Origin of the sequence: Marinobacter persicus, assembly GCF_900114155.1 — a bacterium.
Taxonomy (GTDB): domain Bacteria; phylum Pseudomonadota; class Gammaproteobacteria; order Pseudomonadales; family Oleiphilaceae; genus Marinobacter; species Marinobacter persicus.
Genome location: NZ_FOSC01000010.1, coordinates 64819 through 89284 on the forward strand (window position 1 = coordinate 64819; position 24466 = coordinate 89284).

Below are 24466 nucleotides of genomic sequence, written 5' to 3' on the forward strand. Positions count from 1 at the left end.
CGCCGAATACAATCCTTGCCGGCCCTTTTTTGGGTGCTGGTGGTGGCATTGCTGATGCTGCAGCTCGTTACCCGGGTGTCGTCCGGTAGCTTTGACACCAGCATCCTGGCGCTGCTGCCCCAGGACAAGCAGCAACCGGTGGTTGAAAAAGCCCTGCGGCGCATGGACAGCCTGGTTGCCAATCGGGTTCTGTTCCTGATTGGCGGTGACGAGACTGATCGTGCCGCCTTGCGGGAGCAGGCCGATCGAGTTGCCGGCGATTTGGCGGCGTCCGATGTTTTCGACCGGGTCAGCACCCGCCCGTCGTCGGGCTCGCTATCCGCATTGGCGGACGTGTACGAGCCTTACCGTTACCAGTTGCTGCCGGACCCGGTCGTCCAAAAGCTGGCAGCGGGCGAGGCTGAACAGTTGGTCTCCCGTGCGGCCAGGGAACTGGTGAACCCCGTTGGCCGGCCGCGCCCGGCCTCGGCCGTGGACGACCCGCTCAATCTGTTGGGGCACTGGCTGGACAGCCTGACTCCGGCTGGTGGTTTTGCACTGGATGAACATGGCCTGTTCGCCCGGGACAACGAGCGGCACTATCGCGTCATTACGGCATCCTTCCAGGGAGATGCCTTTGATCAGCGAACCCAGAAACGGGTGCTTGAGGCGGTGGCCGGGGCCGAGCAGGGGCTGGAGGGCAGCGCTGAGGTCACTGAAATTCTGCGCTCCGGCCTGGTCTTCCATGCCGCGGCGGGGGCCAAGCAGGCCAAGGGGGAGCTGTCCACCATTGGCATTGGGTCCGTGCTGGCCATCCTGCTCCTGCTGCTATGGCAGTTCCGCTCATTGCCTTATGTGCTTTTGCCGGTGGTCAGTGTCGGCGTCGGTCTGCTGGTGGCGTTGTCGACCACCCTGATGGTGTTTGGCCGGGTGCATCTGGTGACGCTGGCTTTTGGTGCGAGCCTGGTGGGGGTGTCGGTCGACTACGCCTTCCATTACCTGTGTTATGCCCGCCAGCGCAGAGCCTGGCGCATCGGGCCGATTCTGCCGGGTATCGGGTTGGGACTGGTGTCCAGTTGCCTGGCCTATGGCGCACAGGCCCTGACCCCGTTTCCGGGCTTGCAGCAAATTGCCGTGTTTTCGGCGGCAGGTCTGGCCGGAGCCTGGTTGACCGTGGTGTTCTGGTTGCCACCGCTGACCGGATACTTTGCGAAACCTGAAAGGCCGGGGCCGTTGGCCGGTTGGCTGGACAAGCTGGCAGGGGGGCGCCTGCTGCTCCTGTTGGCACTTGTGGTCGTGGCGGCGGTGGCGTTTGCCGGTATTCCCCGGGTGCATTTTGACGACCGCCTGGCGGCACTGCAGTCCTCTCCGGCGGAGCTGGTGGCCCAGGAACAGACGATCCAGGCGCTCAGCCGGAATACCGGCAGCGCCCGGTTCCTGCTGGTGGAGGGGCGCTCGGTCCAGCAGGTGCTCGAGCGCGAGGAACAGGTTCGCAAGACCCTCGACAAATGGGTGGCCGATGGCCGCCTGCAGTCCTACCTTGCGGCATCTGATCTGGTGCCCTCTATTGATCGCCAGCGCCGCTACCGGGCGCTGGTGGAGGCTTCGATTTATCAAGCCGGCCTGCCGGCACAACTGTTTGACCGCCTTGGCATGCCGGAGCAGCTGGCACAACGGAGTCAGGCAAGCTTCGAGCAACGACCGCAGGCGTGGCTGACCCCGGACAAGCTGGCGCAAACCCCGGTGGCCGGTGTACTGGCTGTCCGTTGGCTGGCGGGTGATGAGCAGGAATCTCCCGCCGCCTTGATCAGTCTTGGCGCGGTTGCTTCCGGGGATGTCTATGACGAACTGCAGCAGCTCGCGGAAAGTCTGGACGGCGTTCGCTTTGTCGACCGGGTCAGGCAGACCTCACAGTTGCTGGCGGATTACCGTGGCACGCTTGGCCAGTGGCTGGCGCTCGCCTATGGTCTGGTGCTACTGGTGTTGATTGTGCGTTATCGTTGGCAATGCTGGCGGGTGATTTTGCCGCCGGCACTGGCAACCCTGATGACCCTGGGGCTATTATCGGCGTTTGGTCAGCCGCTCAACCTGTTTCATCTGCTGGCGACCCTGCTGATTCTCGGCATTGGCCTGGATATCGGTATTTTTGTCCGGGAGAGTCATGGGCAGTCCCATGCCTGGGAGGCGGTCACCCTGTCGGCCGCCACCTCGTTGCTGGCGTTTGGTCTGCTCGCACTGAGTGAAACACCGGTGTTACATCATTACGGTATGACGGTTTTGCCGGGCATAGCACTGGCGTGGTTGATTGCGTTTGTACTTCAGAGGAGAACACAGCGTTGAAAACAAAGGATCTGGACACGGACATCATTATTATCGGCGCAGGCCCCTCCGGTGCGGTTGCGGCAGCTTTGCTGCGCAAACACGGCTACCCGGTCACTATTCTGGAAAAGCAGCATTTCCCCCGTTTCTCCATCGGTGAAAGCCTGTTACCCCAGTGCATGGAATTCCTTGAAGAAGCCGGCATGGTCTCGGCAATTGAGCAGGGCGGTTTTCAGTACAAAAATGGCGCCGCCTTCCATTACGACGGTAAAAATTCGGCATTTGATTTCCGCGAGAAATTCTCGCCCGGTTGGGGTACTACCTTTCAGGTTCAGCGGGCCCGCTTTGACCATATCCTGGCCCAGGAGGCCGAGAAGCAAGGTGCCGAGGTCCGCTACGGCCATGAAATTGTCGAGGCCGACTTTACCGACGAGCGCCCCTGGCTGAAAGTGCGCACCGACGAAGGTGAAGAGTACCAGGCGCGAGCCGGATTCGTTCTGGACGCCAGTGGTTTTGGCCGGGTATTGCCCCGCCTGCTGGATCTGGAGACACCGTCCGAGTTCCCGGTGCGCATGTCGCTGTTTACCCATGTGCAGGACAACATTGACCACCCTGGGCATGACCGGGACAAGATCCTGATTACCGTGCACCCCGAACGCCGGGACGTGTGGTTCTGGTTGATTCCCTTTGCCGATGGCCGTTGTTCTCTGGGCGTGGTGGCCCGGCCAGAGTTCATCGAGAGCCGGGACGGTGAGCCCATGGACGTGTTACGGGAAATTGTCGGAGAAGACCCGAACCTGTCCACGTTGCTGGCTAACGCCGAATGGGATACGCCGGCGCGGGAGATTCGTGGTTACTCGTGCAACGTCAAGCACCTGGCGGGCAACAACTATGCGTTGCTGGGCAATGCCGCCGAGTTCCTGGACCCGGTTTTCTCCTCCGGTGTCACCATCGCCATGAAATCGGCCAGCCTGGCGGCCGACGCCCTGCACCGGCAGTTTAGCGGTGAAGCCGTGGACTGGCAGAGTGATTACGCCAGGCCGTTGATGACCGGCGTGGATACCTTCCGGACATACGTGGAGGCCTGGTACGAGGGCACTTTCCAGGATGTGGTGTTTGCCGAGAACCCGTCGGATTCGGTCAAACAGATGATTTCCTCCATCCTTGCCGGCTATGCCTGGGACACCAAGAACCCCTACGTGGCGGAAAGTCGCCGACGCCTGGCGACTCTTGCCGAGTTGTGTCGTGCCTGATCGGTTGTCCATGCTTTGTCGGGTGCTGGTACTGACGGCAATGGCCGCACTGGCCGGCTGTCAGACCCTCGGGGTGCATCGGGGGCCTGCCACGCCGCCGTTGCTGGAACCGGGTTCCAGTGGCTTGTCCGTACAACTGAACCAGCGCATGACACTGCAGATGGATGGCCGGAAACATCACATGATGGTGGTGGCCAGCTTCACGCCGGAGCAGACACGGATGACGGGTTTCACTCTCACCGGGCAGCGTCTGATGGATATTGTCCATGAGGGTGACGACATTCGGCGCTGGCAGAGCGACAAGGTTAAGCGGGAGATTCCGGCGCGCTGGTTGTTGTCGCAGTTGCAATTGGCGTACTGGCCGGCGGAGGTTTTACAGGCCGCGTACACCGGGCCCTGGGTGTTTGCGCAGGGCGACCGGCAGCGAAGCCTTCGTCTTGAGGATGAATTGTTGGTAATGGTAAAGTACGCGGCCGATTTTGACGGCCCCGGGGCCGGCTCCGAGCTGACCATTACGCACCACCGGATGGCGCTGGAGATGACCATAGAAACCCTGAAAATCAAGGATGTCACGGCCGGGTCCGGGCCGGACAGCAACCACGAGGCGGGACAATGACTGCCCCTGTGTACCTGCACAAACCCGCTGTTGTCTGCGCGCTGGGCGAAACCACCGATCAGGTCGCCAAGGCGCTTCTGGCCAGTGAGCAGAAGCCTTTGACGTTCACCGACGCATTCAGTCCCGGCAAGACGCTGCCTTTGGGAGTGATTGATGGGGACCTGCCAGAGCTTGCGGGTAAGCACGCCAGCCGAAACAATCGCCTGCTTCTTAAAGCGCTTGAGCAGTTGCAGCCAGACATTGAACGTTTGCAGTCCAGCCTTCCGGCTCATCGTATTGGCGTGGTTCTGGGCACCAGTACCTCGGGCATCGGCGATGCCGAGCAGGCCTTCGCCGGGGAGCAGGACGGAGGCTTGCCGGAGCGGTACCACTACCGCATGCAGGAAATCGGGGCGCCAGCGCAGTTTCTGGCCAGTCACCTGAACCTGGCCGGCCCGGCAACCACCCTTTCAACGGCCTGCTCGTCCAGTGCCAAGGCCCTGGCCAGCGCCCGGCGCCTGCTGGACTGCGGTATTTGTGACGCGGTCATCTGCGGCGGTGTCGACACGCTCTGCCAACTGACCGTGAACGGCTTTGGCGCGCTGGATTCTGTCAGCGCGTCCATTTGCAATCCCATGAGCCGGAACCGTGACGGCATCAATATCGGGGAGGCGGCCAGCCTGTTCATTGTTTCCCGCGAGGCCAGCCCGGTGCGGCTGAGTGGGGTCGGTGAAACCTCGGACGCTCACCATATTTCAGCTCCTCACCCGGAAGGTGAGGGTGCTCGCCGTGCGATCGAGACCGCTCTGGCTGATGCTGGCCTCCGGCCGGACGACATCGGCTACATCAATCTGCACGGTACGGCCACGCCGCAAAACGACAGCATGGAAAGCAAGGCGGTGGCGGGCATTTTCCCAACGCCGCCGCCCTGCAGTTCCACCAAGCCCCTGACCGGGCACACCCTGGGCGCTGCCGGTGCTCTGGAGGCAGCCTTCGGCTGGCTGACGCTGGTCGATCAGGGGCGCATGCCCGCTCACTGGTGGGATGGCGAGGTCGACGACCGTTTACCCCGGCTGCCTCTGGTTGGTCCCGGGGAAACCCTTCCGGGTGCGCCCCGCCATATACTGAGCAACTCCTTTGCCTTCGGTGGCAACAACATCGCGCTGATTCTCAGTGCCGCGGGCTGACAGGCTGATTAACGATGAGCGCCGACGCCCGGGATTATCCGTCTGTTGAGCAACTGGTACCGCACCGGGGCGGGATGAGCCTTTTGGATGCGATCACCGGCCTGGGTGACGACTGGCTGGAGGCCCGGGCCCGCATCACCGCCGAGAGTCTGTTTCAGAGCGATGGTCAAGTGCCCGCCTGGGTTGGCCTGGAATACCTGGCCCAGGCCGCGGCGGCATTTATGGGAGCGGTTAACGGCCAGGGCGCCGGGGCGGCCAGAATCGGGTTTCTGACCGGTTCACGCAGGTATCAGTCCGAGCGACCAGCTTTTAAGGTCGGCAGTGTGCTGACTCTCAGGGTCGAGCGTATCGGTGTGGCCGATAATGGCCTGGCGATGTTTGAAGGTTCGCTGGTATGCCATCCGCCACAGGGCCAGGCTTTTGACGCCCGGGGCCGGCTGACCGTTTACGAACCGGACGATTCCACGCAGTTTTACGGAGAACAGCCATGACACACACGGTACTGGTTACCGGCTCAAGCCGGGGCATCGGGCGCGCAGCCGCCTTGCGTCTGGCCCGGGACGGATTTGATATTGTTCTGCATTGCCGGCGGGAAGCCGGTATGGCCGGGGAGGTCAGGAAAGACATTGAAGCGCTTGGACAACAGGCCAGAGTCCTGCAGTTTGATATTGCCAATCGCGAGCAGGTGGCCCAGGTACTGACAGACGATATCGAGGCCCATGGCACCTATTATGGCGTGGTCTGCAACGCCGGTGTGGCCCGGGACAACGCCTTCCCGGCCATGCCCGGCGACGACTGGGATCTGGTCATGCGCACCAACCTGGACGGTTTCTACAACGTACTGAACCCGTTGATCATGCCCATGGTGCGCCGACGCAAGCCGGGCCGGATTGTCACCCTTTCGTCTGTTTCCGGGCTGATCGGTAACCGGGGACAGGTCAATTACAGCGCGGCCAAGGCGGGCATTATTGGCGCCACCAAGGCGCTGGCCCTGGAACTGGCCAAGCGCAGGATCACCGTGAATTGCGTGGCACCGGGTCTCATCGAAACCGACATGGTGGACGACCTGCCGGTCGAAGAAGCCCGGAAAATGATCCCCAGCCAGCGGCTGGGCAAGCCTGAGGAAGTGGCGGCGGCCATCAGTTTTCTGATGTCGGAAGATGCCGGTTACATCACCCGCCAGGTGCTGTCCGTCAACGGTGGTATTTGTTGATGGAGCCGGCGTGTCTGTGATCTCTGTTCGTCAGTTGGCTTTCGGCTATTCGTCGGCCACGCCGGTGCTCAAGGGAATCGATCTGGAGGTGCCGGAGGGGTCGGTTTTTGGCCTGCTGGGGCCAAACGGCGCTGGTAAAACCACGTTTCTGTCCATTCTTGCGGGTCTGATTCCCTGTCCTCCGGACCGTGTGTTTATCGATGGCCGTGACTGGTCCACACCGGCCAGCCGCCCGGCCGTCCGGCTGGCGCTGGTGCCTCAGGAGTATGCCTTTTACCACCCGCTGACCGTGCGGGAGAATCTGGCCTTTTTTGCCGGTGTTCAGGGTGTGCCAAAAGCTCAGATCGAGTCCAGAATACAAAGCGCCGTGGCCAGGACCGGCCTGGGCGAGCGGCTGGGCAGCCGTGCCGGCAAGCTCTCGGGCGGCCTGAAGCGCCGGCTGAACCTGGCCATTGGTTTACTGAACCAGCCACGCCTGTTGTTGCTGGACGAACCAACGGTGGGGATTGACCCCCATTCGCGGCATTTTATTCTGGAAACCATCCGCCAGTTGGGGCGTGAAGGCACCACCATCATCTACACCTCCCACTACATGGAAGAGGTGGAGGAATTGTGCGATCGGGTGGCGATCATGGACCATGGCCAGATCCTGCGTAACGGCCCGCTGACTGAACTTCTGGCCGAGGCCCCGCCCACGCCGAGACGACGCGAATCCAGCCTGGAGGCGCTGTTTCTGGAGCTCACCACCCGGGAGTTGAGGGATTGATATGGGGCCGATGAGTGCACTGATCCGCAAGGAACTCCTGTTGCTGCTGCGAGACCCCCACGGTCTGCTGCTGCTGTTCGTGATGCCGGCGGTGTTTGTGCTGATCATGACCTTTGCGCTGCAGAACCAGTATGCGGTAAACAAGGATGTCAGCCTGGATTTCTATCTGTTCAGCGAGCATGACAGCGGTCTCAGCCGCGCTTTTGAGCGGGACCTGGCGGAAGCATCGCCACTTCGACGGCTGGAAACAGACGCAGACTGGCAGCAAATGCAGGCGCGGGCCCGGGATGACGAGGTTAAGTTTCTGGTGCGGATCAAGCCGGGGTTTGATCAGCTGTTAATCGAACGACAGGCACCGGTGGAAATTCTGTATTCACCGGGTACTTCGCCGGTATTTGCCAGTGTCGCGGAAGGGCGGGCGATGGAGCTGCTGAACCGCCTGTACCTGCGGTACCGGCTGTCCTCCATGCCCGGTGTACAGAGCAGTCTGGAGGCTCGTGGCGAAGACCTGATAGAAGCCCGGTCTCTGTATGACGACAGTGGAGCCATGCCGTCCTCGGTGCAGCAGAATGTGCCGGCGTGGCTGCTGTTCGCCATGTTTTTTATCGCCGTGCCTTTGTCCACCACCCTGATTAACGAGCGTCAGCAGGGTACCTTGCTGCGGTTGCGCAGCATGGGCGTCGGGCCGGTCAAGCTGCTGGCCGGCAAGGTGGTTCCGTTTTTCATTGTCAATCTGGTTCAGGTTGTCGTGCTGTTTCTGATCGGCCTGTATCTGATTCCAATGATGGGCGGTGACCGCCTGACCCTGGGCCAGAACCCGGAAGGGCTGGCGCTGGTGTCCGTCGCCGCCAGTCTGGCGGCGGTTTGTTACGCGCTGCTGATTGCCCAGTTGACCAGCACCATCGAGCAGGCAACGATTGTTTCCGGCGTCTGTAACATTATCATGGCGGCTCTGGGCGGTGTCATGGTGCCCAGCTTCCTTATGCCCGAGGCCATGCAGCAGATTGGCAGCTATTCACCCATGGCCTGGGGCCTGAACGGCTTTTTCGATATCCTGCTGCGTAATGGCACGGTGGCAGACACCCTGCCCGAGGTGGGCGCCTTGCTGGGTTTCGCCGCCTTGATGCTGGCGCTGACCGTGTGGCGTTATCGGGCGATCACAAAGTGACGGCCGGCGACAGTTGAGCAGACCGGTGTTTCACAACCCATTCAATAACCAGAGCGGTCCTATGAATACCGAGGAACTGAAAGCAGAACTCAAGGAACTGATTGTCGAAGAGTGTGACGTGGATGTTGAAGCCGAGGATATCCGGGATGACGAATTCCTGATCGGCCCCGACAGCCGTCTGAACCTGGATTCCCTGGATGCCCTCAGCATCTCGCTGGAAGTCAAACGGCGCTATAAAAAGCACATCGACAGTGGTAACGAGACCCGGATGGCGCTTACCTCGGTCAACACCCTGGCGGAATTCATCCTGGCCGACTGAATGCGAGCAGACTGCAACCCATGACCGTACCCAAACAACAGGCCTGTGTGCCGGCCAGAATTACCGCCAGTGGCATTGTCAGTGCCCTGGGCACCGGCAAGGCCGACAACTTGCAAGGGCTGCTGGCCGGTGTTGGTAAAACGCCGGAGCGGTTGTCGCTGCCTCATTTCGAGGAGCCTGTCGAGGTTCCGTATTACGGCGTGCAAGGGGCGCCGCAAAGCGCGGAAGCGCGCCTGCACTGGTTGCTGGACCAGGCCATGGAAGAGCTGTTGGCCGAACAACCGTTGTCGGCGGCGCAGCGCGCTGAAATTCCGGTGTTTATCGGTTCATCCTGCTGGGGCATTGCCATTGCCGAAGAGGCGTATCGCCAGCAATACCGGGAGCATCGGGAAACGGCAATTCCGTTGCCACTGGACGGTTTCAGCCAGATCAGCCGCCACCTGCAACAGGCCTGGGGTTTTCACGGCGCTGATTTCGCCCTGAATACCGCCTGCACCGCTACCGCCAATGCCATTCTCAGCGCCCGCGCCGCATTGGCGACCGGACAGGCGGAGCATGCCCTGATCGTTGGGCTTGAAGCCCGCAACGACACCTCCCTGGCGGGTTTTTACGGCATGCAGCTGCTGGCCGAGGGTATGATGCGGCCGTTCGACAGGCAGCGTGACGGCCTGGTGCTGGGGGAAGGCTGCGGCGCCATTCTGCTGTCCCGTTGTACGGATCAACAGCCCGGAACACTGGTGTGGGGCGGGGCCAGTAATTGCGACACTTTCAGTATCTCGGCGTCCAATCCGGACGGCAGCACCATCGCCGCCGTGATGCAGGATGCCATGGCAACCTGCGGGCTTGGGCCATCGGACATCCGGGCGATCAAGGCCCACGGCACCGCCACCCCACTGAATGATGATGGTGAGGCCGCCGGGATGAAGCGCGCTTTCAAAACACTGCCACCGTTCTTTTCCATGAAGGCGGCCCTGGGCCACACCCTGGGGAGTTGTGGCGTGCTGGAAACCCTTTTGATGGCCGAAGCCATTGAGCTGGGTCGTCTGCCCGCAAGTGCCGGCTTTTCCGAGACCGATCCCGGGCTGGGGGTGACCCCGATGTCCGAGCCGGTGGAGGCCGGGCCAGGTAATTACCTGCTCAATTTTTTCGGCTTCGGCGGCAATAACGCCAGTCTGATTCTGCGCCACCAACACTGAACCGATTCCGGAACCATAATCTATGCTCGAGATACTTGCCCTGGGCGATCACTACCAAACGGTGGACCCCGAGCAGGGGTTGGCAAACGTCAAGCCGGCGGCCACTGAAGTGTGTCGGGACCGGTTCCGGCGTATTGACCGTTTCACCCAACTGGCGCTGATTGGTTCGGCCCGCTGTGTGCAGTCGGCGGATCCCGGGCCGAAGACCGGTTTGTACATTGGGTCCCGCTTTGCCTCCACCGGCAATACCATTGCCGTGCACGAAAAAATGGTCAGTGCCGGCGTGGTGCCCAAGCCCGCCAACTTCATCAATACCCTGAGCAATTCCGCCGGTTATTTCGTGGCCCGGAATCTGGGGCTTGGGGATCGCAACCTGTTTGTGTCCCGGGGCGATGCGTCGATTGTCGCGGCCCTGCAGCTGGCGGCGATGGATGTGGCAAGCGGTTCGGTGTGTCAGGCACTGGTGGGGTCGGTGGATGAGGCGGTGTTGCCGCTTGAGCACCATCGGTACCGTCTGGGGCTTGAGCCGGGAACCGTGATGGGTGAGGGCAGCCACTGGCTGCTGGTGGCGCGAGAGGCCCGGGAGGGCCGCAGCCTGGCAACCATCACCGACATGGTGACCCTGCGCGATGAAAGCGCACTGGCGTCCTGGCTGGATGGACTGGATGGCCGTGAGCAGTATCGGGTGTCACTGTCGCCCTGGACCCGGCAGCAAATCGCGTCCACCTGTTTCAAGAGCCGGCAGATGCTCACCGACTTTGATCCGGAGCTGGCGGCGTATCCCGGCCATGCCACCGGCGCCATCATCCGTTATCTCCAGGCGGGCGGCAGCGAACCGCTGATTGTGATTGCCGCGGACACTGACGGCCGTTTTCACAGCGTGATGGTGCGTCCGAACCGGGCCTCAGCGTAAATCCAGCGCCAGCAGCGTCCGGTAACCTTCCTGTTCCATATCAGCCACGGTACGCAGCTGGTCGGCCAGCTTGCGGTAATCCAGTGTACTGCGGCCTTTAAGCATTTTGGCCGCGTAGAGTGCGAACCGGCGCCATTCATCGCCGGCATCGGTAAACTGGTCGGCGGCTTTCGCCAGCCCGTCGTTGTTCAGAATACCAGCCGATTCCTGCAGGAATGAGGCAAACAGAAAGCGGAAACCGGCGCCTCCCGTGCCTATCTCTTCCTGCATGCGCACCATGTGGCCGATCAGCAGCTTGTTGTGGTGCTCATTGGCCGGCGACAGTTTTTCCATGTGCCGGGCGACATGGCGGATGCCCCGCACGCCGATGAAAGGCAGCGGGGTTCTCAGCATCATCCTGGCCGTTGAATTGATCGCTTTTGGAATCGCCTGGTGAAGGTCTGTTGGGATATCCGTGCTTTCCGGGTAGTAGATCAGCCCTTTTGGTGCCAGCATGCCTTTCACAAAGCGGGCCCGCTGGAGGGCAACGGATTCGGCACGCACCGGCTGTTCGAAGGTCGGATCGCTGATCAGGTAGTCATCGCCCTCTTTGCCGTAGGCCACCAGGTTGTGCGCATTGAAATGAAAGCGCATGTTTTCAGGAAAGTAGGGCAGCCAGTAAACGGACGCCTGCAGCCCCACCGGGTACCCCTGTTCAAGGTACCGGTCCAGTGCCGCAGTACCGTCCGCGGGCTTACGGAAGCGTTCAAAGTGGAAACGGATACCCAGGCGTTTGCTCAGCCCGCGAATGATTCTTCCCGGCGGCATTCGATAGGCCAGCAGGGGCATGCCGCCCATCTTGACCAGCGGAATGTAGGCGTAGGTGAGCGCCGATGACAGGCCGAACACCATTGGCTCGGACAGATCCAGGCCATTGTGGCGTAACAGCGCCGCCACGGCGCCGCTTTCACAATGGGCGGTTTGCTGGTGATCAAAGTCGGTCATGTTGTTATTGGTCGTCTGGCGGGAGGGTTCGCAATTGGTCGGCAGTCATCTGGAACGCTTCTTCATAACGCTGCAGTTTGCCGGGCTTGAGGTGGCGGAAGACGGCCGGTTTCAGATGGCGTTTGACCTGCCACCGGAAAAAACCGGTGGCCTGGGCCAGAACCGTGATGTCCATCCGGTGGGCGTACATGTGGTATTCCAGCGGCGACGACAGCCCTTGCTGCACGCGCTGGCGGGCTTCGCGAGCGAAGCGGTTGTACTCCTCCACGGCCTGGTCCAGGACCACGTCTTCCGCTTCCCAGCCACTGGACAGCGCCGTGGTGTATTCACCGTCTGCGTTGCGGGCGTACAGGCGTTTGCGCTGGCCTTCGAACGATTTGGAATCGTCCTGGGGGACTTCGTCCAGTTTCATAGCTGATCCTGACCGTCACAAACCGTCAACAGCATGAATGAAGACGAGAAACGTCCGCTTTCCGGTACCCAGCACAACAGCTTCTGACCTGCCTCGAGCTTGCCGGAGCTGTACAGCTCCTCAAGCATGATATAGATCGATGCGGAACCGGTGTTGCCCTTTTGTGGCAGGTTGGTGGCCCAGCGTTCAAACGGGATCTCCATGCCACCGTTTTTCATGCCCTCGTAGACACGCTCGCGGAAATAACCGGAGGAGTAATGGGGCAGGAACCAGTCGATGTCGCTGGCGGTGATGTCGTATTTCTCCATGACATCGGGCAGGTACTGTTCGATGGTGGTGGCAATGATGTTGTCATTCAGCAGGCGCACATCCTGCTTCACGGCAAAGATGGATTCTTTCAGCCAGGTGTCGTGGGGCAGGTCTTTCCAGCTCTCCAGGCCGCCGTCGTCACGCTTGCGTGCACCTGCGTACATGCAGGCATCCAGCTGATTGGCGAAGGAGCGGATGTCGATCCAGTCAATGCGCAGGGATAATCCCTGTTCCGAGGGCTTCGGCTCCAGCGCCATGGCACCGGCGCCATCGGACAGCATCCAGCGCAGGAAGTCCTTGTCGAATGCCACCTCCGGCTTTTTCTCCAGGGTATCCAGGGCAGCGGCTGTTTCCGGCTCAAAGAGTTTGCCGCGCATGACTGCCGAAGCCACTTCCGAACCGGTGCTGACCACCCGTTTGTGCTGTCCGGTGGCCACAGACATCCATCCGTATTTCAGCGCCGACATGCCGGCCAGGCAAACGCCGGCGGTTGCCACCACCTCGCAGGGCGGATTGGCCAGCTCGCCGTGCACCATTACAGCGTGGTTGGGCATGAGCTGATCCGGCAGGCTGGTTCCGCATACAAGGCAGTCCAGTTCCTGCGCGTAAGGGGCGCCCAGCGCCCGGATTGCTTCAGCGGTCAGTTCGGCGTTGGTGTGCGTGCGCTCACCGGTTTGAGGGTCAACCGCGTAATACCGGGTTTTGATCTTGTTGCTTTTGAGTATCACCCGGCGGGCACGGGATGGCTGGTCGCCTGCCTGGCCGAGAACCTGTTCCATCTGGTCGTTGGTGACAGGCTCGTTGGGTAGCGCGGCTGCGATCGCGGTAATGTAGACGTTTTTCATGGCTCAAACTGCTCAATAGCCGGCCTGGGCCGGGCGTGAAACATATTGATTGTTATTCCCCGGAAGGGGCGCTGTAATAAGCTTTTTGCTGGGCAATGCGCTTTCGGGTCAGCGGTGCCAGCAGCCGTTTAATGATCATGCCGGCGGGCACCACGGTCAGGATCATGGCAATCAGGAACACCGAGTAGAATGCCAGCACCGGCTTGCGCTGCCAGGCCCCACGCGGGCCCAGTGATCGCAGCAGTTTGCCCCACAGACGAAAGGCCCGTTTCGCGGTTTTTTCGCTGGAAATCAGTCCGGCGTTGATGCGCACGGCGGACAGCCCCCGGAACATGTCGGCGGCAACCTCGCCCCTGAAGCGCAGGCGGTCACGGATGCGTCGGCCAAAGCGTTCGCTGGCAACAATTTCTTTTTCAGCGACACCGGCGCGTGGGATCAACCCGCCCCAGAAGGGGCCCTTGTGGCCGGTCAGGACCCAGAGTGGGGTGGCGAAAAAACTCAGAACCGAGCCGGCTTCGTCCACCATGGCGACATTGCCCACCAGCCTGGCGTTGAGCGCCTCGAGATGGGCCTTCATATCTTCCTGGGCCATCAGCCACATGTTCCGGCAGGCAATCAGGGTCACCACGGGCTTGCCATCCAGCAGTCGGGCGGCGGTCGGGTGCTGCAGGAAGGCGGTCATCGGCAAGGCGGGTGACAGAAACCAGACCTGATAGGCCAGCACCACCAGATCGAAATCCTCATCACCGCTGACCTGAGGTTCGTGAATCGGTGGCGCGTCCTGGTAGACGCACTCCGGGAAGGTATCCAGAAAGGTAAAAAACGGCCACGGGAAGGGGAAATCCTCAACGGGCCGGATGTTTTCGAATGTCACCGAAATGTCATCCGACTCGACCAGTGGTCGCGTAAACTCCTTTACGACACTATCGAGCTGTCCGCTCTGGGAATAGTGTACGACCAGAACCTTCTTCATTGTCAGCTTCCAGAACTCTGTGCCAGAATCGTTCGAATTAAAAAACGGTAACAACCAACCTGTAGGTATAGCGCGCGACTATAGCACAGGACCCATTCCATCTGAATCCTTCGGGCAATCCAGAACCATGCAATTCAGCGTAGAAATTTCGCCGGAGCATCCGGCGCTACCTGGCCATTTTCCCGGTATGCCGGTGGTGCCGGCGGTTATTCTTATTGAACGGCTTGCCGATCAACTGGAGCGGCTGACCGGGAGGGAGGTTAACAGCATCCGGCAATTACGGTTGCTGGGGCCGGCATTGCCTGGCCAGCGGCTTGACGTCATGGTCAACGAGAAGTCGGCGGGCAGCTGGCGAGTGACCTGCACCAGTGACGGCAAGCCGGTGGCCAAAGGCGTGTTCGCCACCGACGCACCTGAGCCGGAACGGGCGGAACCGGCGCGTCCGGATTCGCCGGGATTTCAGTCTGCGAGTGGAGCCTATCAGCACTTGCCCCACGCCGGAGCTATGCAACTGGTTGATCAAATAGCGTTCCGGGACGATGGCGCGGAAACGCGTCTGGATTTGGATGATAGGCACCCGTTGGCGAGTGGGCAGAGCGTGGCGGCCTGGATGATGCTTGAATACGCCGCTCAACTGATGGCCTGCCGGAAGATTCTTCAGGGTGGCGAGCCCATGCATAAGGCCATGATTGTGCTGGTGCGCTCGCTCGACCGGTACACATCCGGGTTGTCAGCAGGCGATCGGGTGACCATTCGGGTTCTCGAAGGGGTGGCGCAGCCGGGCGCCGTGCAGTGCGGATTCCGTGCGATCAGTGAAGGACGCATGGTTGCCAGTGGCGAATTTACGGTCGTCAGTCAGGGCTGAAACGAAAAAAGCCGCTGATTGTCATCAGCGGCTTTTCGGAATAAGTGGCTCCCCGAGCTGGGCTCGAACCAGCGACAAACGGATTAACAGTCCGTTGCTCTACCAACTGAGCTATCGGGGAACGGCAGTAAGTTGCGCGCATGTTAAGGGCTTTGGTTTGCCCCGTCAACCCCCTGAATTAGAAGGTTAAATTTTGAGCAGAAACGACGCTTCGGACTATCGGCCACCGGTCTGGCTGCGCAGCGGCCACCTCCAGTCCATCTGGCCCAGCCTGTTCCGGCGTGTGCCGATGATGAGTCCGTCCGAGGAAGTGCTGGCTACGCCCGATGGCGATGAACTGCATCTGGACTGGTATCGTCAGGGCAGTGAACGGCTGGCGATTCTTTCCCATGGGCTGGAGGGTAACAGTCGCCGTCCCTACATGCTGGGGATGGCGCGGGCGTTGATGCTTAAAGGCTGGGATGTGCTGGCGTGGAATTTCCGCTCCTGTGGTGGCGTGATGAATCGCCAGCCGCGCTTTTACCACAGTGGCGCGACCGAAGACCTGCATCTGGTGGTGAATCGGGCACTGCGAGCCGACTACCGTCATCTGAGCCTGACGGGCTTCAGTATGGGCGGCAATCTGACCCTGCTGTATCTGGCTCAATTGGGGCGCTATGCTGATTCCCGCATCATTGCGGGGCTGGCCTATTCGGTCCCCATGGACCTGGCAGGCAGCGCAGAGGTGCTAGCGCTGCCCAGCCGGCGGATCTACATGCAGCGCTTTTTGCAGGACCTGCATGGCAAAATGCAGCACAAGGCGGCGCTCTTTCCGGGATTGATCGACACCGAGGGCTTTGAACAGATTCGCAATTTTCACCAGTTCGACAACCGTTACACAGCCCCGTTGCATGGCTTTGAGAGTGCATCCGACTACTGGGCCAGTTGCTCCGCCTTACCCCGGCTCAAGGACATCCGGGTGCCGGCATTGGTCGTCAATGCGGCGGATGATCCGTTCCTTTCGGCCGGGTGTTTTCCTCAATCCCCGGAGGTCCTGGGCCCCAGCGTTCGGCTGGAAGTACCCCGCTGGGGTGGCCACGTGGGGTTCGTGCAGCACCGCAAGGATGGCCTCTACTGGTCCGAACGGCGGGCACAGGGGTTCTTGTCAGGCATCACCGGATAGTAACGGCTGCAGTCGTGGCCAGATATTGTCCAGCAGCAACGGCTGGGCCTGTTCGGTTGGGTGGATGCCGTCACCCTGCATCATGCCGTCCCGGTTATAAATGCCTTCCAGAAAGAAGGGAACCAGCACCGCACCATACCTGTCGGAGACAGACTGGTAGACCTGGCTGAAGGCCCGGTTGTAACGCTCACCATAATTGGGTGGCATTTTCATCCCGACCAGAAAAGGCGTGGCGCCGGCATCCTGAACCTGGTCGACCATGGCGGCCAGGTTGTCCTCAATAACCTCGGGTGGAAAGCCCCGCAGGCCGTCGTTGCCACCCAGTTCAATCACCACGACATCGGGGTTGTGTTTTTCCAGCAGCCGGGGCAAGCGACGTAATCCCCCATCGGTGGTCTCACCACTGATGCTGGCATTGACCACCTGCCAGCCCGGATTGTGTTCTGACAGGCGGTCCTTTAGCAGTTGTACCCAGGCCGACTCCGTGGGCACACCGTACGCGGCGCTCAGGCTGTCGCCAAGTACCAGCAAGGTGTTCTGGCTGGCGGCCACAGGCAGAGCCAGAAGCATGAACAAGGCGATCAGGAATGATCTGAGATACATTGAAACCGTATGCATAGTAACCTGCCAAATCCCACAGCAATTTTTAGTGACGACTAACAGCAGCCAAGGGAGCCACTGTGAACCAGATGACGGATCTTACCGGAAACCAGAGCCACCCCATGCTTCGGGTGTCTGACCTTGGCCATCGGGTCAACCTTGAAACGGATACGCTGACGATATTGCAAGGGGTCAACCTGGAAATCAATCGTGGCGAGTCGGTGGCCATTGTTGGCCGGTCCGGTTCCGGTAAAACCACCCTGCTTGGTTTGCTGGCCGGGCTGGATACCCCCAGCGAGGGTGTCGTGGAGCTCGATGGCGCGCAGATCAGCAAGCTCAGTGAAGACGAGCGGGCCAGGTTGCGGGCCAGTCGGGTCGGGTTTGTATTCCAGTCCTTCCAACTGCTGCCGGCTCTCAGTGCGCTGGAGAACGTGATGCTGCCGCTGGAGCTGGCCGGTATCGAGGCGCCGGAAAAGCGGGCCCGGGAGTTGCTCGAACGGGTAGGGTTGGGCGAACGTCTTGGCCATACCCCCCGCCAGCTCTCCGGGGGCGAGCAGCAACGGGTTGCCATTGCCCGCGCTTTTGCCTCGGACCCGGTTATCCTGTTTGCGGATGAGCCGACCGGCAACCTGGACAACCGTACCGGCAAAGCCGTTTCGGACCTGTTAATGGAGCTTAACCGGGAACAGGGCACCACCCTGGTGATGGTGACCCACGATGAGCACCTTGCCGCCCGTTGCGGTCGCCAGCTGCATATTGAAGCTGGCATTCTGACAGAGCCGGAAGCGGCCCGGGAGCAGGCAAGCTGATGCAGACCGCCAACAAACTCATGTCCGTGCGCCGGGACCTGCGTGAGCGGGACGTTCGGGTGGTGCTGGTTGCCCTGATAATCGCAGTGGCCACGGTGGCAACGATTGCGCTTTTTGCCAGCCAGTTGCAGCGTACGCTGGTGTCCTCGGCCAGTTCGTTTCTTGCCGCCGACCGTCAACTGGAAGCGGAAAATGGCCGGCCCATCCCGGCTGAGTGGCTGGACGAGGCCCGTGAGCGAGGGCTTGAAACTGGCCGCATGGTGGAGTTCTCCACCATGATTTCCGGTCCGGAAGGGTTCCAGATGGCATCCATCAAAGCGGTCAGCAACGAATATCCGCTGCGCGGGGAGGTGGAAATCCAGCGGCAGTCCCCGGGCGGTGAACGTGAAACCCTGGCCGCTGGCCCCCGGCCCGGACAGGTCTGGATCAACCCCAGGTTGCTACGGTTGCTGGATCTGGACATTGGCGACACGCTGCAAGTGGGCGAACGGCAACTGGAAGTGGCGGCACTGCTGGTGCGTGAGCCGGATGGCGGCTTCAGGCTTTCGTCGTTGGCTCCCCGGGTGATGATGCATGTGGATGACGTGGAATCCACTGGCGCGGTTCAGGAGGGTAGCCGGGTGGAGCTTGTCTACCTGTTCGCCGGTGCCCAGACCGCTCTGGATGATTACTATCAATGGCTCGAACCCCGCCTTGAACCCAGCCATGAATGGGAGGGGGTCCGTGAGGGTGAAACCTTCTCCCGTTCGTTTGATCGTGCCGAGCGCTTTTTGCTGCTGGGCGGCAGCCTGGCGGTGTTGCTGGCGGCGGTGGCGGTTGCGGTGGCCAGCCGTCAGTATGCGTTGGCCCAGCGGGATACGGTTGCGTTGCTCAAGACTCTGGGCTTGCAGGGGCAGGGCATCGGTCGCTTGTACTTGAGGCGACTGGCCTTGTGGGGCGTTGCCGGTGTGGCGGGTGGTTTGCTGGTTGCCTTGCCGCTGTTCTGGTTGCTGGTCGGCGTCTTGGGTGACGCGCTGGAGCGCCCGGTTGAAATGCATTTTGACCCGGCCGCTTTGCTGCCGGCACTGCTGACCGCACTGGTATCCCTGTTTGCCTTTGCTTACCCGCCGATCCGTCGTCTGCGCCATGTTCCGGCCATGCGTGTGCTGCGTGCCCAGCCGGGGGAAACCGGCCGTCAGGCACTGCCGGATCTGGCAATTGCCCTGGTCGCGGTTTTTGCTCTGGTCTGGCTCTATGCCGGCGAGCTGGCTCTGGTCGGGGCGCTGCTGGGTGGGCTGGTGTTGCTGCTGGGAATTCTGGCGCTGCTCGGGCTGGCACTGATGGCATTGCTGCGCCGGGTGCGGGGCGGCGGTAATGCCTGGCGCCTGGCCTTTGTGGGGCTTTACCGGCATCGGCAAGCCAGCCTGGCGCAGCTGTCGGTATTTGCCATGACCATCATGCTGGCCGCCATTCTGATTCTGGTGCGCACATCGCTGCTGAGTGACTGGCAAACCCAGTTGCCGGAGGATGCGCCCAACCATTTTCTGATCAACATTGGCCCGGAGTCGGTGGAACAGGTGTCATCGTTCTGGCAGGAGCACAACGCGCCCCTGGAAAACCTGTACCCGATGGTTCGCGGCCGGCTGACGGAACTGAACGGCGAACCGGTGAAAGAGGCGGTGAGCAAGGATGAGCGCATCAACGCCCTGAACCGGGAGCTAAACCTCACCTGGATGGACCAGTTGCCGGAGGATAACGAGATTGTCCAGGGCCAGTGGTTTTCCGGGGACGAGACCGAAGGTGTGTCGGTGGAAGCAGACCTGGCCCAGCGTCTGGGCCTGGAGCTGGGCGACCGGCTGACGTTCACCATTGGCTCGGCGAGGGTTACCGAGCCGGTGGTCAGTATACGAACGGTGCAATGGGACAGCATGAAGCCGAATTTTTACGTTGCCTTTCCACCGGACGGTGGTCTGAGGGACATGCCGGCCACCTGGATCACCAGTTTCTACCTGCCGGGAGAGGCAAAAGGCGCGCTGGGTGAATTCTCCCGCCAGTTCCCGACGGTTTCGGTACTGGAAATTGACCATATCATTGAACGGATTCAGGAAATTGTTGGTCAGGTTACTCAGGCCATTGAGGCCATTCTGGCGTTGATTCTGGCGGCTGCCCTGGTGGTGATGGCGGCGGTTGTCAGCGCCACGTTGCGGGATCGTCAACGGGAGGGGGCCTTGATTCGCACCCTGGGTGGGCGCCAGTCTTTGCTGGTGCGCAGTACCATGCTCGAATTTGCCGTCTTGGGACTGCTGGCCGGCGTATTGGGCGTGGTTGCTGCAGAAGCGGCGGTTTATGTGCTGCAGGCCAGGATGTTTGATGGCAATTTCCGCTGGCACTGGCAGGTTGTTTTACCGTTACCGCTGATCAGTGCTGTGCTGCTGGCGGCCTTTGGCCGGTGGCAGCTGCGACCAGTGCTGAGTGTATCGCCCATGCTGTTGTTACGTCGTCTTGAGTGATGCTGCTATCGGTATTTTTCGAGAATGGCGGATAGTTCACCATTGTCGCGGATGGCCGCCAGTTCCTGGTTGAACGTTTCCGTAAACGCTTCCCAGTCCTTGCGGACCATCAGCCGGAACCCGAACTGGCTGATGGGCTTGTCCGAGCTGCGGAAATGGTCGGCCATGTTCTCGTGACGAAGTAGCCAGCGACCGACCAGCCGGTCTGCCAGTGCCGCATCGAAACGATCACTGTGCAGCAGGTATCGGAACATGTTGCGATCGTGGGACACGTCAAAACGTTTAATCCGGCCGTCCGAGAAATAAGGTTCCAGCGCCGGGTAGATGTACCCGAGCGGCGTGACAATGGTGGCTCCGATCAGATCGTCCAGGCTGTTGAACTCAAGCGAGGATGTCGCGGGAAAGAAAAACACTTCCTCTACTTGCACAATGGCCTCGGTAAACCGGAAATCTTCTGGTGAACGGGTCCACTCGATCGCTCTTGGTGTGCCGTCGATATAACCCTCGGCCAGCATGTTGTCGACCCGTTTGCGGGGAATGCGTTTTGGCTCTACCCGGTAACCCATGCGTGGCAGAATCAGGTTGACCACATCCCACATAATACCGGCCGGCTCGGCGCCGTCGACTATCAGATAGGGCGGGTAACCGTTGGGAGAAATATTGAAATGGAACACACCCTTATCTTTGTGCGTGGCCTGGGCGGGCATGGCCCCCGTGAGCGTCAACAGCAGGACCAGCGCGGCGTGCCGGAATCGTGAAGGTAGGCGGTCTGTCATCGCAAGAACTCTGGTTGAATGGCCCGTCTGGAAACAAAATACCCGGCCAAGTCCCTGCCAGCTGAAATAGCCCGGGCAGCCAGACATGTTTCTGGCTGCTTAGGTTATTCCGCATTAGTATTACCAGTTTGTCATTCGGTTTCAATGCCCCGGAGTCATTGAAGTCTGGCCAGTTTCTGTTTGGCTTCGGCGCCAACATCGCCGCCGGCCTGGGCCGCGGCCGAGTAATACTGCATGGCCTGCTGGCGTTGGCCCTGCTGTACGGCAACGTCGCCCAGGCGCAGATAACCAATGGCGGTCGGGACGACCTCGTTGGCTTTCTCCAGGTGTTCACGGGCCTTGGAGGTGTTATTCATTGCCAGGGCGTTCAAGCCGTTGTACAGCTGGTATTCGAACATTTCCGGATACAGGGAAACCGCTTTGTCGAAATCCTTTTCAGCCAGCGCCCGGTTGCCGTTGCTCTGGTGGATCCGGCCACGCAGGGCGTAAAACATGGCTTCCCGGGGTTCCTTTTCGATGGCGCTGTTAACGGCGGCCAGAGCCTGGTCCATTTTCTTTTCAGAGGCCAGCTTGAGTGCTTTGTCATGGGCCTCATATGCCGGTTGCAGCGCCCGCAACCTGGCAGTCCTGCGCTGGTAAACATCACGGCCCCGGAAACCGCCGGCGCCCAGTTGCTGTGCCAGCTTGCGGTTCTCTTCGACCCGACGTGCTGACGGTGGGTGGGTAGCGAACAGGCCTTCAAGCCAGCCGCTTTCCCGGCCTTCGGAGAGCGCCAGGAACAGCTCCTGAAGCTCCACCGCTGCCCGCGGGTCATAACCCGCTTCGTGCATGTAACGAATACCGTAGGCATCCGACTCCAGCTCATCTCCCTGACTGTACTGGGCCAGAGCCACCTGAGCGCCCACGGCGGCGCCGCCCATGACCAGCCCGGCCCATTCGTTATCGGACAAGGCCAGGCCAAGCCCAGCCATGCCGGCGGAAATGATCATGCCCTGTTGCATGCGCTGGGCGCCATGGCGAGCCGCGGCGTGGACAATCTCGTGGGACAGTACCGAAGCCAGTTGCGCCTCGTCTTCCAGCTTTACCAGCAGGCCGCGATTGATGGCGATCTTGCCGCCCGGCAGGGCCCAGGCGTTGGGAGTGCTGTTATTCAGGACCACAAATTCGTAAGGCAGATCGGGGCGGTCGCTTACTCGTGCCAGTTTCTGACCCACCTCCCGGACATAGACGGTCAGCTCCGGATCAATATAGAACTGGCCACCCTGGGTTTGCTGGGTGGGGACGTATTGTTCCGTGCCGATGGAGCGCTCCTGGCTTTCTGAAACGAGGGACAGTTCCCGCTCGCCGGTGACCGGGTTCACCGAACAGCCGGCCAGGGTCACGACCATCACCAGTAATGGGGTGATTCTGGAGAGAATTGCTCGTGTCACGTCAGACTCCTTTCGTGGTTTGGCGACAGTGGCCGGTAATGGTTTGTTGACGTAGTATAACGTTTGGTTTCATTAAACGTCTGCCACCTTCCTTATAACGGCGCCCATGGAAAACTACCTGGAATATACAGCGCTTGCCTGGTTTATTGTCTGCAGTGCGGGCTACACCTGGTACTCAAAACACCATGCCCACAAACGTGCCTGCCTCTCCAACACGCTCAACCTTTACCGGGAAGACTGGATGCGGGTCATGCTGCAGCGCGGCAACCGGATGTCGGACACCTCCGTGGTGGGCAATCTGGAACGCAACGGTGCCTTTTTCGCCTCAAGCTGCCTGCTGATACTCGCCGGTATTATTACTGCCCTGGGCTACACCAGCGAGGCCATGGAAATCTTTGCCAGCATGCCCCTGAGCCCGGTCCCCACCCGGGAGATCTGGGAGTTACGGTTGCTGGTACTGATGGTGGTGTTTATCTATGCCTTCTTCAAATTCACCTGGTCCATGCGCATGTACAACTTCCTGGCGGTGATGATTGGCAGTGCGCCACTGGCGGAAGACACCAAAACCACCCCGGCTGGGCGCGAAGCCTTCGCCAAGAGTGCGGGTAAGATCTGTGACCTGGCTGGTGATGCCTTCAATCTTGGCCTGCGCTCCTATTATTACGCGTTGTCGGTGGTTGCCTGGTTCTTTCATCCGGTCGCTTTCATGATCGCTTCAACCCTGATTGTGTATGTATTGTACCGGCGTGAGTTCCACTCGGACGCCCTGAACCACCTGCGTGCCGGTAAAGTCTTCGAGGAGCCGTCTCCGGCGAGCAGGGCCAAGGCTAAGGATAAAGAAGGATGACCAACCAGATACGTCTTGACCGGGTCAGCCGGTTCATCGAGACACTCACCCAGGCCCGGACACTGGGATTGAGAGCCATTGAAGCGGGCGAGGGCACCCTGCTGCTGGAGCTGCCCTACAGCGAAAAGATAATCGGTAACCCGGATACCGGCGCCATCCATGGCGGGGCCATCACCACGCTGATGGACACCACCTCCGGTTCCGTCATTATCTGCGCACTGGACGAATTTGAACTTTGCCCGACGCTGGATTTGCGGGTGGATTACATGCACCCGGCGGAACCCGGCAGGCCCGTCTATGCCCGGGCGGAAACCTACAAAATCACCTCGAATATCATCTTTACCCGCTGTGAGGCCTACCAGCATGAAGGCAACACCATCGCCAATTGCGTGGGTACCTTCATGCGAATCGGCAAGGAGGCCTCTCCAAAGTCTTACCGAGACCTGATTACCGGAGACGGCCAATGATCGACCCGGCAGTACTCGAACACACCCAGAAAACCGGCGATTTCACCCGCCTGCTGGAAGACATTCCCTATGCCCGCTGGATCGGTCTGTGTTGCGACCGTTTCGGTGACGACCTGATCTTCCGTCTGCCTGCCAAGGAAGAAAACCTGGGCAACCCCATACTGCCTGCCATCCACGGCGGCGTGATCGGCGGTTTCATGGAACTGGCCGCCGAGATCTACCTGATCCTCGGCCAGGAAACCCTGCGCATGCCAAAGATTGTCGACTTTTCCCTCGACTACCTGCGCGCGGGCCTGAACCGCGAAACCTACGCCGAATGCCACCTGACCCGCCAGGGCAACCGCGTGGCCAATGTGGGCGTGGTGGCCTGGCAGAAATCCCGCTCCAAGCCGATTGCCACCGCGCGAGCGCATTTTTTGCTGGAAGGTTAAAACGGTTTTTTCCCGGGGCTTGAAAAGGAAGTGCCTGCCCCCAATTTCTGTTGGGACTAAACCTATCGTTTAGTGACCGGAATGGGGAGGGCTTTCCAAAAAGCGCCTCGAGACTCCCTGTGCGGCTTATGCTCCGCCATCCATGGCTCCGCAAATTTT

At 60.6% G+C, this 24466-nt stretch carries 25 protein-coding genes and 1 tRNA gene; 18 read left to right on the forward strand and 8 right to left on the reverse strand.

What is annotated here, in order from left to right; all coding sequences use genetic code 11:
• Positions 1–15: 15 nt before the first annotated feature.
• From BMZ63_RS11820 to BMZ63_RS11870, 11 genes are all read left to right on the forward strand, one after another.
• Positions 16–2319: an MMPL family transporter gene (locus BMZ63_RS11820; protein WP_091705764.1), complete on the forward strand. Its 2304-nt coding sequence runs from the start codon at positions 16–18 to the stop codon at positions 2317–2319.
• Positions 2316–3551, forward strand: a complete 1236-nt coding sequence (locus BMZ63_RS11825) for an NAD(P)/FAD-dependent oxidoreductase (RefSeq protein WP_091705765.1) — start codon at positions 2316–2318, stop codon at positions 3549–3551. Before BMZ63_RS11820 ends, BMZ63_RS11825 begins: the two co-directional genes overlap by 4 nt.
• Positions 3544–4167: a DUF3261 domain-containing protein gene (locus BMZ63_RS11830; protein ID WP_177187076.1), complete on the forward strand. Its 624-nt coding sequence runs from the start codon at positions 3544–3546 to the stop codon at positions 4165–4167. The genes BMZ63_RS11825 and BMZ63_RS11830 overlap by 8 nt, the downstream gene beginning before the upstream one ends.
• The gene (locus BMZ63_RS11835; protein WP_091705768.1) at positions 4164–5333 is read left to right on the forward strand and encodes a beta-ketoacyl-ACP synthase; all 1170 of its coding nucleotides are present in this window, start codon (positions 4164–4166) and stop codon (positions 5331–5333) included. Before BMZ63_RS11830 ends, BMZ63_RS11835 begins: the two co-directional genes overlap by 4 nt.
• A gap of 14 nt (positions 5334–5347) precedes the next feature.
• The gene (locus tag BMZ63_RS11840; protein WP_091705770.1) at positions 5348–5824 is read left to right on the forward strand and encodes a hotdog family protein; all 477 of its coding nucleotides are present in this window, start codon (positions 5348–5350) and stop codon (positions 5822–5824) included.
• Positions 5821–6546 carry a 3-oxoacyl-ACP reductase FabG gene (gene fabG, locus BMZ63_RS11845; RefSeq protein ID WP_091705771.1) on the forward strand — a complete coding sequence of 242 codons (726 nt, stop codon included), beginning with the start codon at positions 5821–5823 and terminating at the stop codon, positions 6544–6546. Before BMZ63_RS11840 ends, fabG begins: the two co-directional genes overlap by 4 nt.
• A gap of 10 nt (positions 6547–6556) precedes the next feature.
• Entirely contained in the window at positions 6557–7312 is a 756-nt protein-coding gene (locus BMZ63_RS11850; protein ID WP_227663576.1) for an ABC transporter ATP-binding protein, read from the forward strand.
• A gap of 10 nt (positions 7313–7322) precedes the next feature.
• Positions 7323–8480 (forward strand): ABC transporter permease, encoded by a 1158-nt coding sequence (locus BMZ63_RS11855; RefSeq protein ID WP_177187077.1) that lies wholly within the window; start codon positions 7323–7325, stop codon positions 8478–8480.
• A gap of 61 nt (positions 8481–8541) precedes the next feature.
• A complete protein-coding gene (locus tag BMZ63_RS11860) occupies positions 8542–8799 on the forward strand; it encodes an acyl carrier protein (RefSeq protein WP_091705776.1) in 258 nt (85 codons plus the stop codon).
• Positions 8800–8819: 20 nt separating this feature from the next.
• Positions 8820–9995, forward strand: a complete 1176-nt coding sequence (locus tag BMZ63_RS11865; RefSeq protein WP_091705778.1) for a beta-ketoacyl synthase N-terminal-like domain-containing protein — start codon at positions 8820–8822, stop codon at positions 9993–9995.
• A gap of 22 nt (positions 9996–10017) precedes the next feature.
• On the forward strand, positions 10018–10908 hold the full coding sequence (locus tag BMZ63_RS11870; RefSeq protein WP_091705779.1) for a beta-ketoacyl synthase N-terminal-like domain-containing protein: 891 nt from the start codon (positions 10018–10020) through the stop codon (positions 10906–10908).
• Here BMZ63_RS11870 and darH read toward each other — a convergent pair.
• From darH to BMZ63_RS11890, 4 genes are read right to left on the reverse strand one after another with little or no spacing between them, the layout of a single operon-like run.
• Entirely contained in the window at positions 10900–11892 is a 993-nt protein-coding gene (darH, locus tag BMZ63_RS11875) for a BtrH-related acyltransferase DarH (protein ID WP_091705781.1), read from the reverse strand. The genes BMZ63_RS11870 and darH overlap by 9 nt on opposite strands.
• 4 nt (positions 11893–11896) lie before the next feature.
• A complete protein-coding gene (locus tag BMZ63_RS11880) occupies positions 11897–12304 on the reverse strand; it encodes a DarG family dialkylresorcinol biosynthesis protein (protein ID WP_091705782.1) in 408 nt (135 codons plus the stop codon).
• Positions 12301–13458 carry a beta-ketoacyl-ACP synthase III gene (locus BMZ63_RS11885; RefSeq protein WP_091705784.1) on the reverse strand — a complete coding sequence of 386 codons (1158 nt, stop codon included), beginning with the start codon at positions 13456–13458 and terminating at the stop codon, positions 12301–12303. Before BMZ63_RS11885 ends, BMZ63_RS11880 begins: the two co-directional genes overlap by 4 nt.
• A 52-nt stretch (positions 13459–13510) precedes the next feature.
• Entirely contained in the window at positions 13511–14431 is a 921-nt protein-coding gene (locus BMZ63_RS11890) for a hypothetical protein (protein WP_091705785.1), read from the reverse strand.
• 127 nt (positions 14432–14558) lie between these two features.
• Here BMZ63_RS11890 and BMZ63_RS11895 point away from each other — a divergent pair, with 127 nt between their 5' ends.
• On the forward strand, positions 14559–15296 hold the full coding sequence (locus BMZ63_RS11895) for an ApeP family dehydratase (protein WP_143072217.1): 738 nt from the start codon (positions 14559–14561) through the stop codon (positions 15294–15296).
• A gap of 45 nt (positions 15297–15341) precedes the next feature.
• Here the strand turns inward: BMZ63_RS11895 and BMZ63_RS11900 are convergent.
• A tRNA-Asn gene (locus tag BMZ63_RS11900) sits at positions 15342–15417 on the reverse strand.
• A 72-nt stretch (positions 15418–15489) separates the two neighbouring features.
• Between BMZ63_RS11900 and BMZ63_RS11905 the strand changes: the two genes are divergently transcribed.
• Entirely contained in the window at positions 15490–16458 is a 969-nt protein-coding gene (locus BMZ63_RS11905; protein ID WP_091705789.1) for a YheT family hydrolase, read from the forward strand.
• Here BMZ63_RS11905 and BMZ63_RS11910 read toward each other — a convergent pair.
• Positions 16441–17076, reverse strand: coding sequence for an arylesterase (locus tag BMZ63_RS11910; RefSeq protein ID WP_091705790.1), 636 nt, complete (start codon positions 17074–17076; stop codon positions 16441–16443). The genes BMZ63_RS11905 and BMZ63_RS11910 overlap by 18 nt on opposite strands.
• Before the next feature lie 71 nt (positions 17077–17147).
• Here BMZ63_RS11910 and BMZ63_RS11915 point away from each other — a divergent pair, with 71 nt between their 5' ends.
• Both BMZ63_RS11915 and BMZ63_RS11920 read left to right on the forward strand, forming a co-directional pair.
• Positions 17148–17867, forward strand: coding sequence for an ABC transporter ATP-binding protein (locus BMZ63_RS11915; protein ID WP_091705904.1), 720 nt, complete (start codon positions 17148–17150; stop codon positions 17865–17867).
• Positions 17867–20356: an ABC transporter permease gene (locus tag BMZ63_RS11920; protein ID WP_091705792.1), complete on the forward strand. Its 2490-nt coding sequence runs from the start codon at positions 17867–17869 to the stop codon at positions 20354–20356. The genes BMZ63_RS11915 and BMZ63_RS11920 overlap by 1 nt, the downstream gene beginning before the upstream one ends.
• A gap of 5 nt (positions 20357–20361) precedes the next feature.
• Here the strand turns inward: BMZ63_RS11920 and BMZ63_RS11925 are convergent, their stop codons facing one another.
• Positions 20362–21132: a substrate-binding periplasmic protein gene (locus BMZ63_RS11925; RefSeq protein WP_091705794.1), complete on the reverse strand. Its 771-nt coding sequence runs from the start codon at positions 21130–21132 to the stop codon at positions 20362–20364.
• 155 nt (positions 21133–21287) lie between these two features.
• Entirely contained in the window at positions 21288–22520 is a 1233-nt protein-coding gene (locus BMZ63_RS11930) for a M48 family metalloprotease (protein WP_091705796.1), read from the reverse strand.
• 148 nt (positions 22521–22668) lie between these two features.
• Here BMZ63_RS11930 and BMZ63_RS11935 point away from each other — a divergent pair, with 148 nt between their 5' ends.
• Genes BMZ63_RS11935 through BMZ63_RS11945 form a run of 3 tightly spaced genes read left to right on the forward strand, consistent with a single transcriptional unit; the run spans position 22669 to position 24307 of the window.
• Positions 22669–23409, forward strand: coding sequence for a DUF599 domain-containing protein (locus BMZ63_RS11935; RefSeq protein ID WP_091705797.1), 741 nt, complete (start codon positions 22669–22671; stop codon positions 23407–23409).
• On the forward strand, positions 23406–23876 hold the full coding sequence (locus BMZ63_RS11940) for a PaaI family thioesterase (RefSeq protein WP_091705799.1): 471 nt from the start codon (positions 23406–23408) through the stop codon (positions 23874–23876). The genes BMZ63_RS11935 and BMZ63_RS11940 overlap by 4 nt, the downstream gene beginning before the upstream one ends.
• Complete coding sequence (locus BMZ63_RS11945; RefSeq protein ID WP_091705801.1) at positions 23873–24307, forward strand: PaaI family thioesterase; 435 nt, start codon at positions 23873–23875, stop codon at positions 24305–24307. The genes BMZ63_RS11940 and BMZ63_RS11945 overlap by 4 nt, the downstream gene beginning before the upstream one ends.
• The last annotated feature ends 159 nt before the right edge of the window (positions 24308–24466 follow it).

Coding starts and splice junctions, on each gene's coding strand:
- BMZ63_RS11915 (WP_091705904.1), top strand. CDS start 17,148: ATGACGGATCTTACCGGAAACCAGAGCCACCCCATGCTTCGGGTGTCT.
- BMZ63_RS11855 (WP_177187077.1), top strand. CDS start 7,323: ATGAGTGCACTGATCCGCAAGGAACTCCTGTTGCTGCTGCGAGACCCC.
- BMZ63_RS11945 (WP_091705801.1), top strand. CDS start 23,873: ATGATCGACCCGGCAGTACTCGAACACACCCAGAAAACCGGCGATTTC.
- BMZ63_RS11920 (WP_091705792.1), top strand. CDS start 17,867: ATGCAGACCGCCAACAAACTCATGTCCGTGCGCCGGGACCTGCGTGAG.
- BMZ63_RS11935 (WP_091705797.1), top strand. CDS start 22,669: ATGGAAAACTACCTGGAATATACAGCGCTTGCCTGGTTTATTGTCTGC.
- BMZ63_RS11925 (WP_091705794.1), bottom strand. CDS start 21,132: ATGACAGACCGCCTACCTTCACGATTCCGGCACGCCGCGCTGGTCCTG.
- darH (WP_091705781.1), bottom strand. CDS start 11,892: ATGACCGACTTTGATCACCAGCAAACCGCCCATTGTGAAAGCGGCGCC.
- BMZ63_RS11930 (WP_091705796.1), bottom strand. CDS start 22,520: ATGGTCGTGACCCTGGCCGGCTGTTCGGTGAACCCGGTCACCGGCGAG.
- BMZ63_RS11865 (WP_091705778.1), top strand. CDS start 8,820: ATGACCGTACCCAAACAACAGGCCTGTGTGCCGGCCAGAATTACCGCC.
- BMZ63_RS11880 (WP_091705782.1), bottom strand. CDS start 12,304: ATGAAACTGGACGAAGTCCCCCAGGACGATTCCAAATCGTTCGAAGGC.
- BMZ63_RS11835 (WP_091705768.1), top strand. CDS start 4,164: ATGACTGCCCCTGTGTACCTGCACAAACCCGCTGTTGTCTGCGCGCTG.
- fabG (WP_091705771.1), top strand. CDS start 5,821: ATGACACACACGGTACTGGTTACCGGCTCAAGCCGGGGCATCGGGCGC.
- BMZ63_RS11885 (WP_091705784.1), bottom strand. CDS start 13,458: ATGAAAAACGTCTACATTACCGCGATCGCAGCCGCGCTACCCAACGAG.
- BMZ63_RS11870 (WP_091705779.1), top strand. CDS start 10,018: ATGCTCGAGATACTTGCCCTGGGCGATCACTACCAAACGGTGGACCCC.
- BMZ63_RS11910 (WP_091705790.1), bottom strand. CDS start 17,076: ATGCATACGGTTTCAATGTATCTCAGATCATTCCTGATCGCCTTGTTC.
- BMZ63_RS11940 (WP_091705799.1), top strand. CDS start 23,406: ATGACCAACCAGATACGTCTTGACCGGGTCAGCCGGTTCATCGAGACA.
- BMZ63_RS11895 (WP_143072217.1), top strand. CDS start 14,559: ATGCAATTCAGCGTAGAAATTTCGCCGGAGCATCCGGCGCTACCTGGC.
- BMZ63_RS11890 (WP_091705785.1), bottom strand. CDS start 14,431: ATGAAGAAGGTTCTGGTCGTACACTATTCCCAGAGCGGACAGCTCGAT.
- BMZ63_RS11860 (WP_091705776.1), top strand. CDS start 8,542: ATGAATACCGAGGAACTGAAAGCAGAACTCAAGGAACTGATTGTCGAA.
- BMZ63_RS11840 (WP_091705770.1), top strand. CDS start 5,348: ATGAGCGCCGACGCCCGGGATTATCCGTCTGTTGAGCAACTGGTACCG.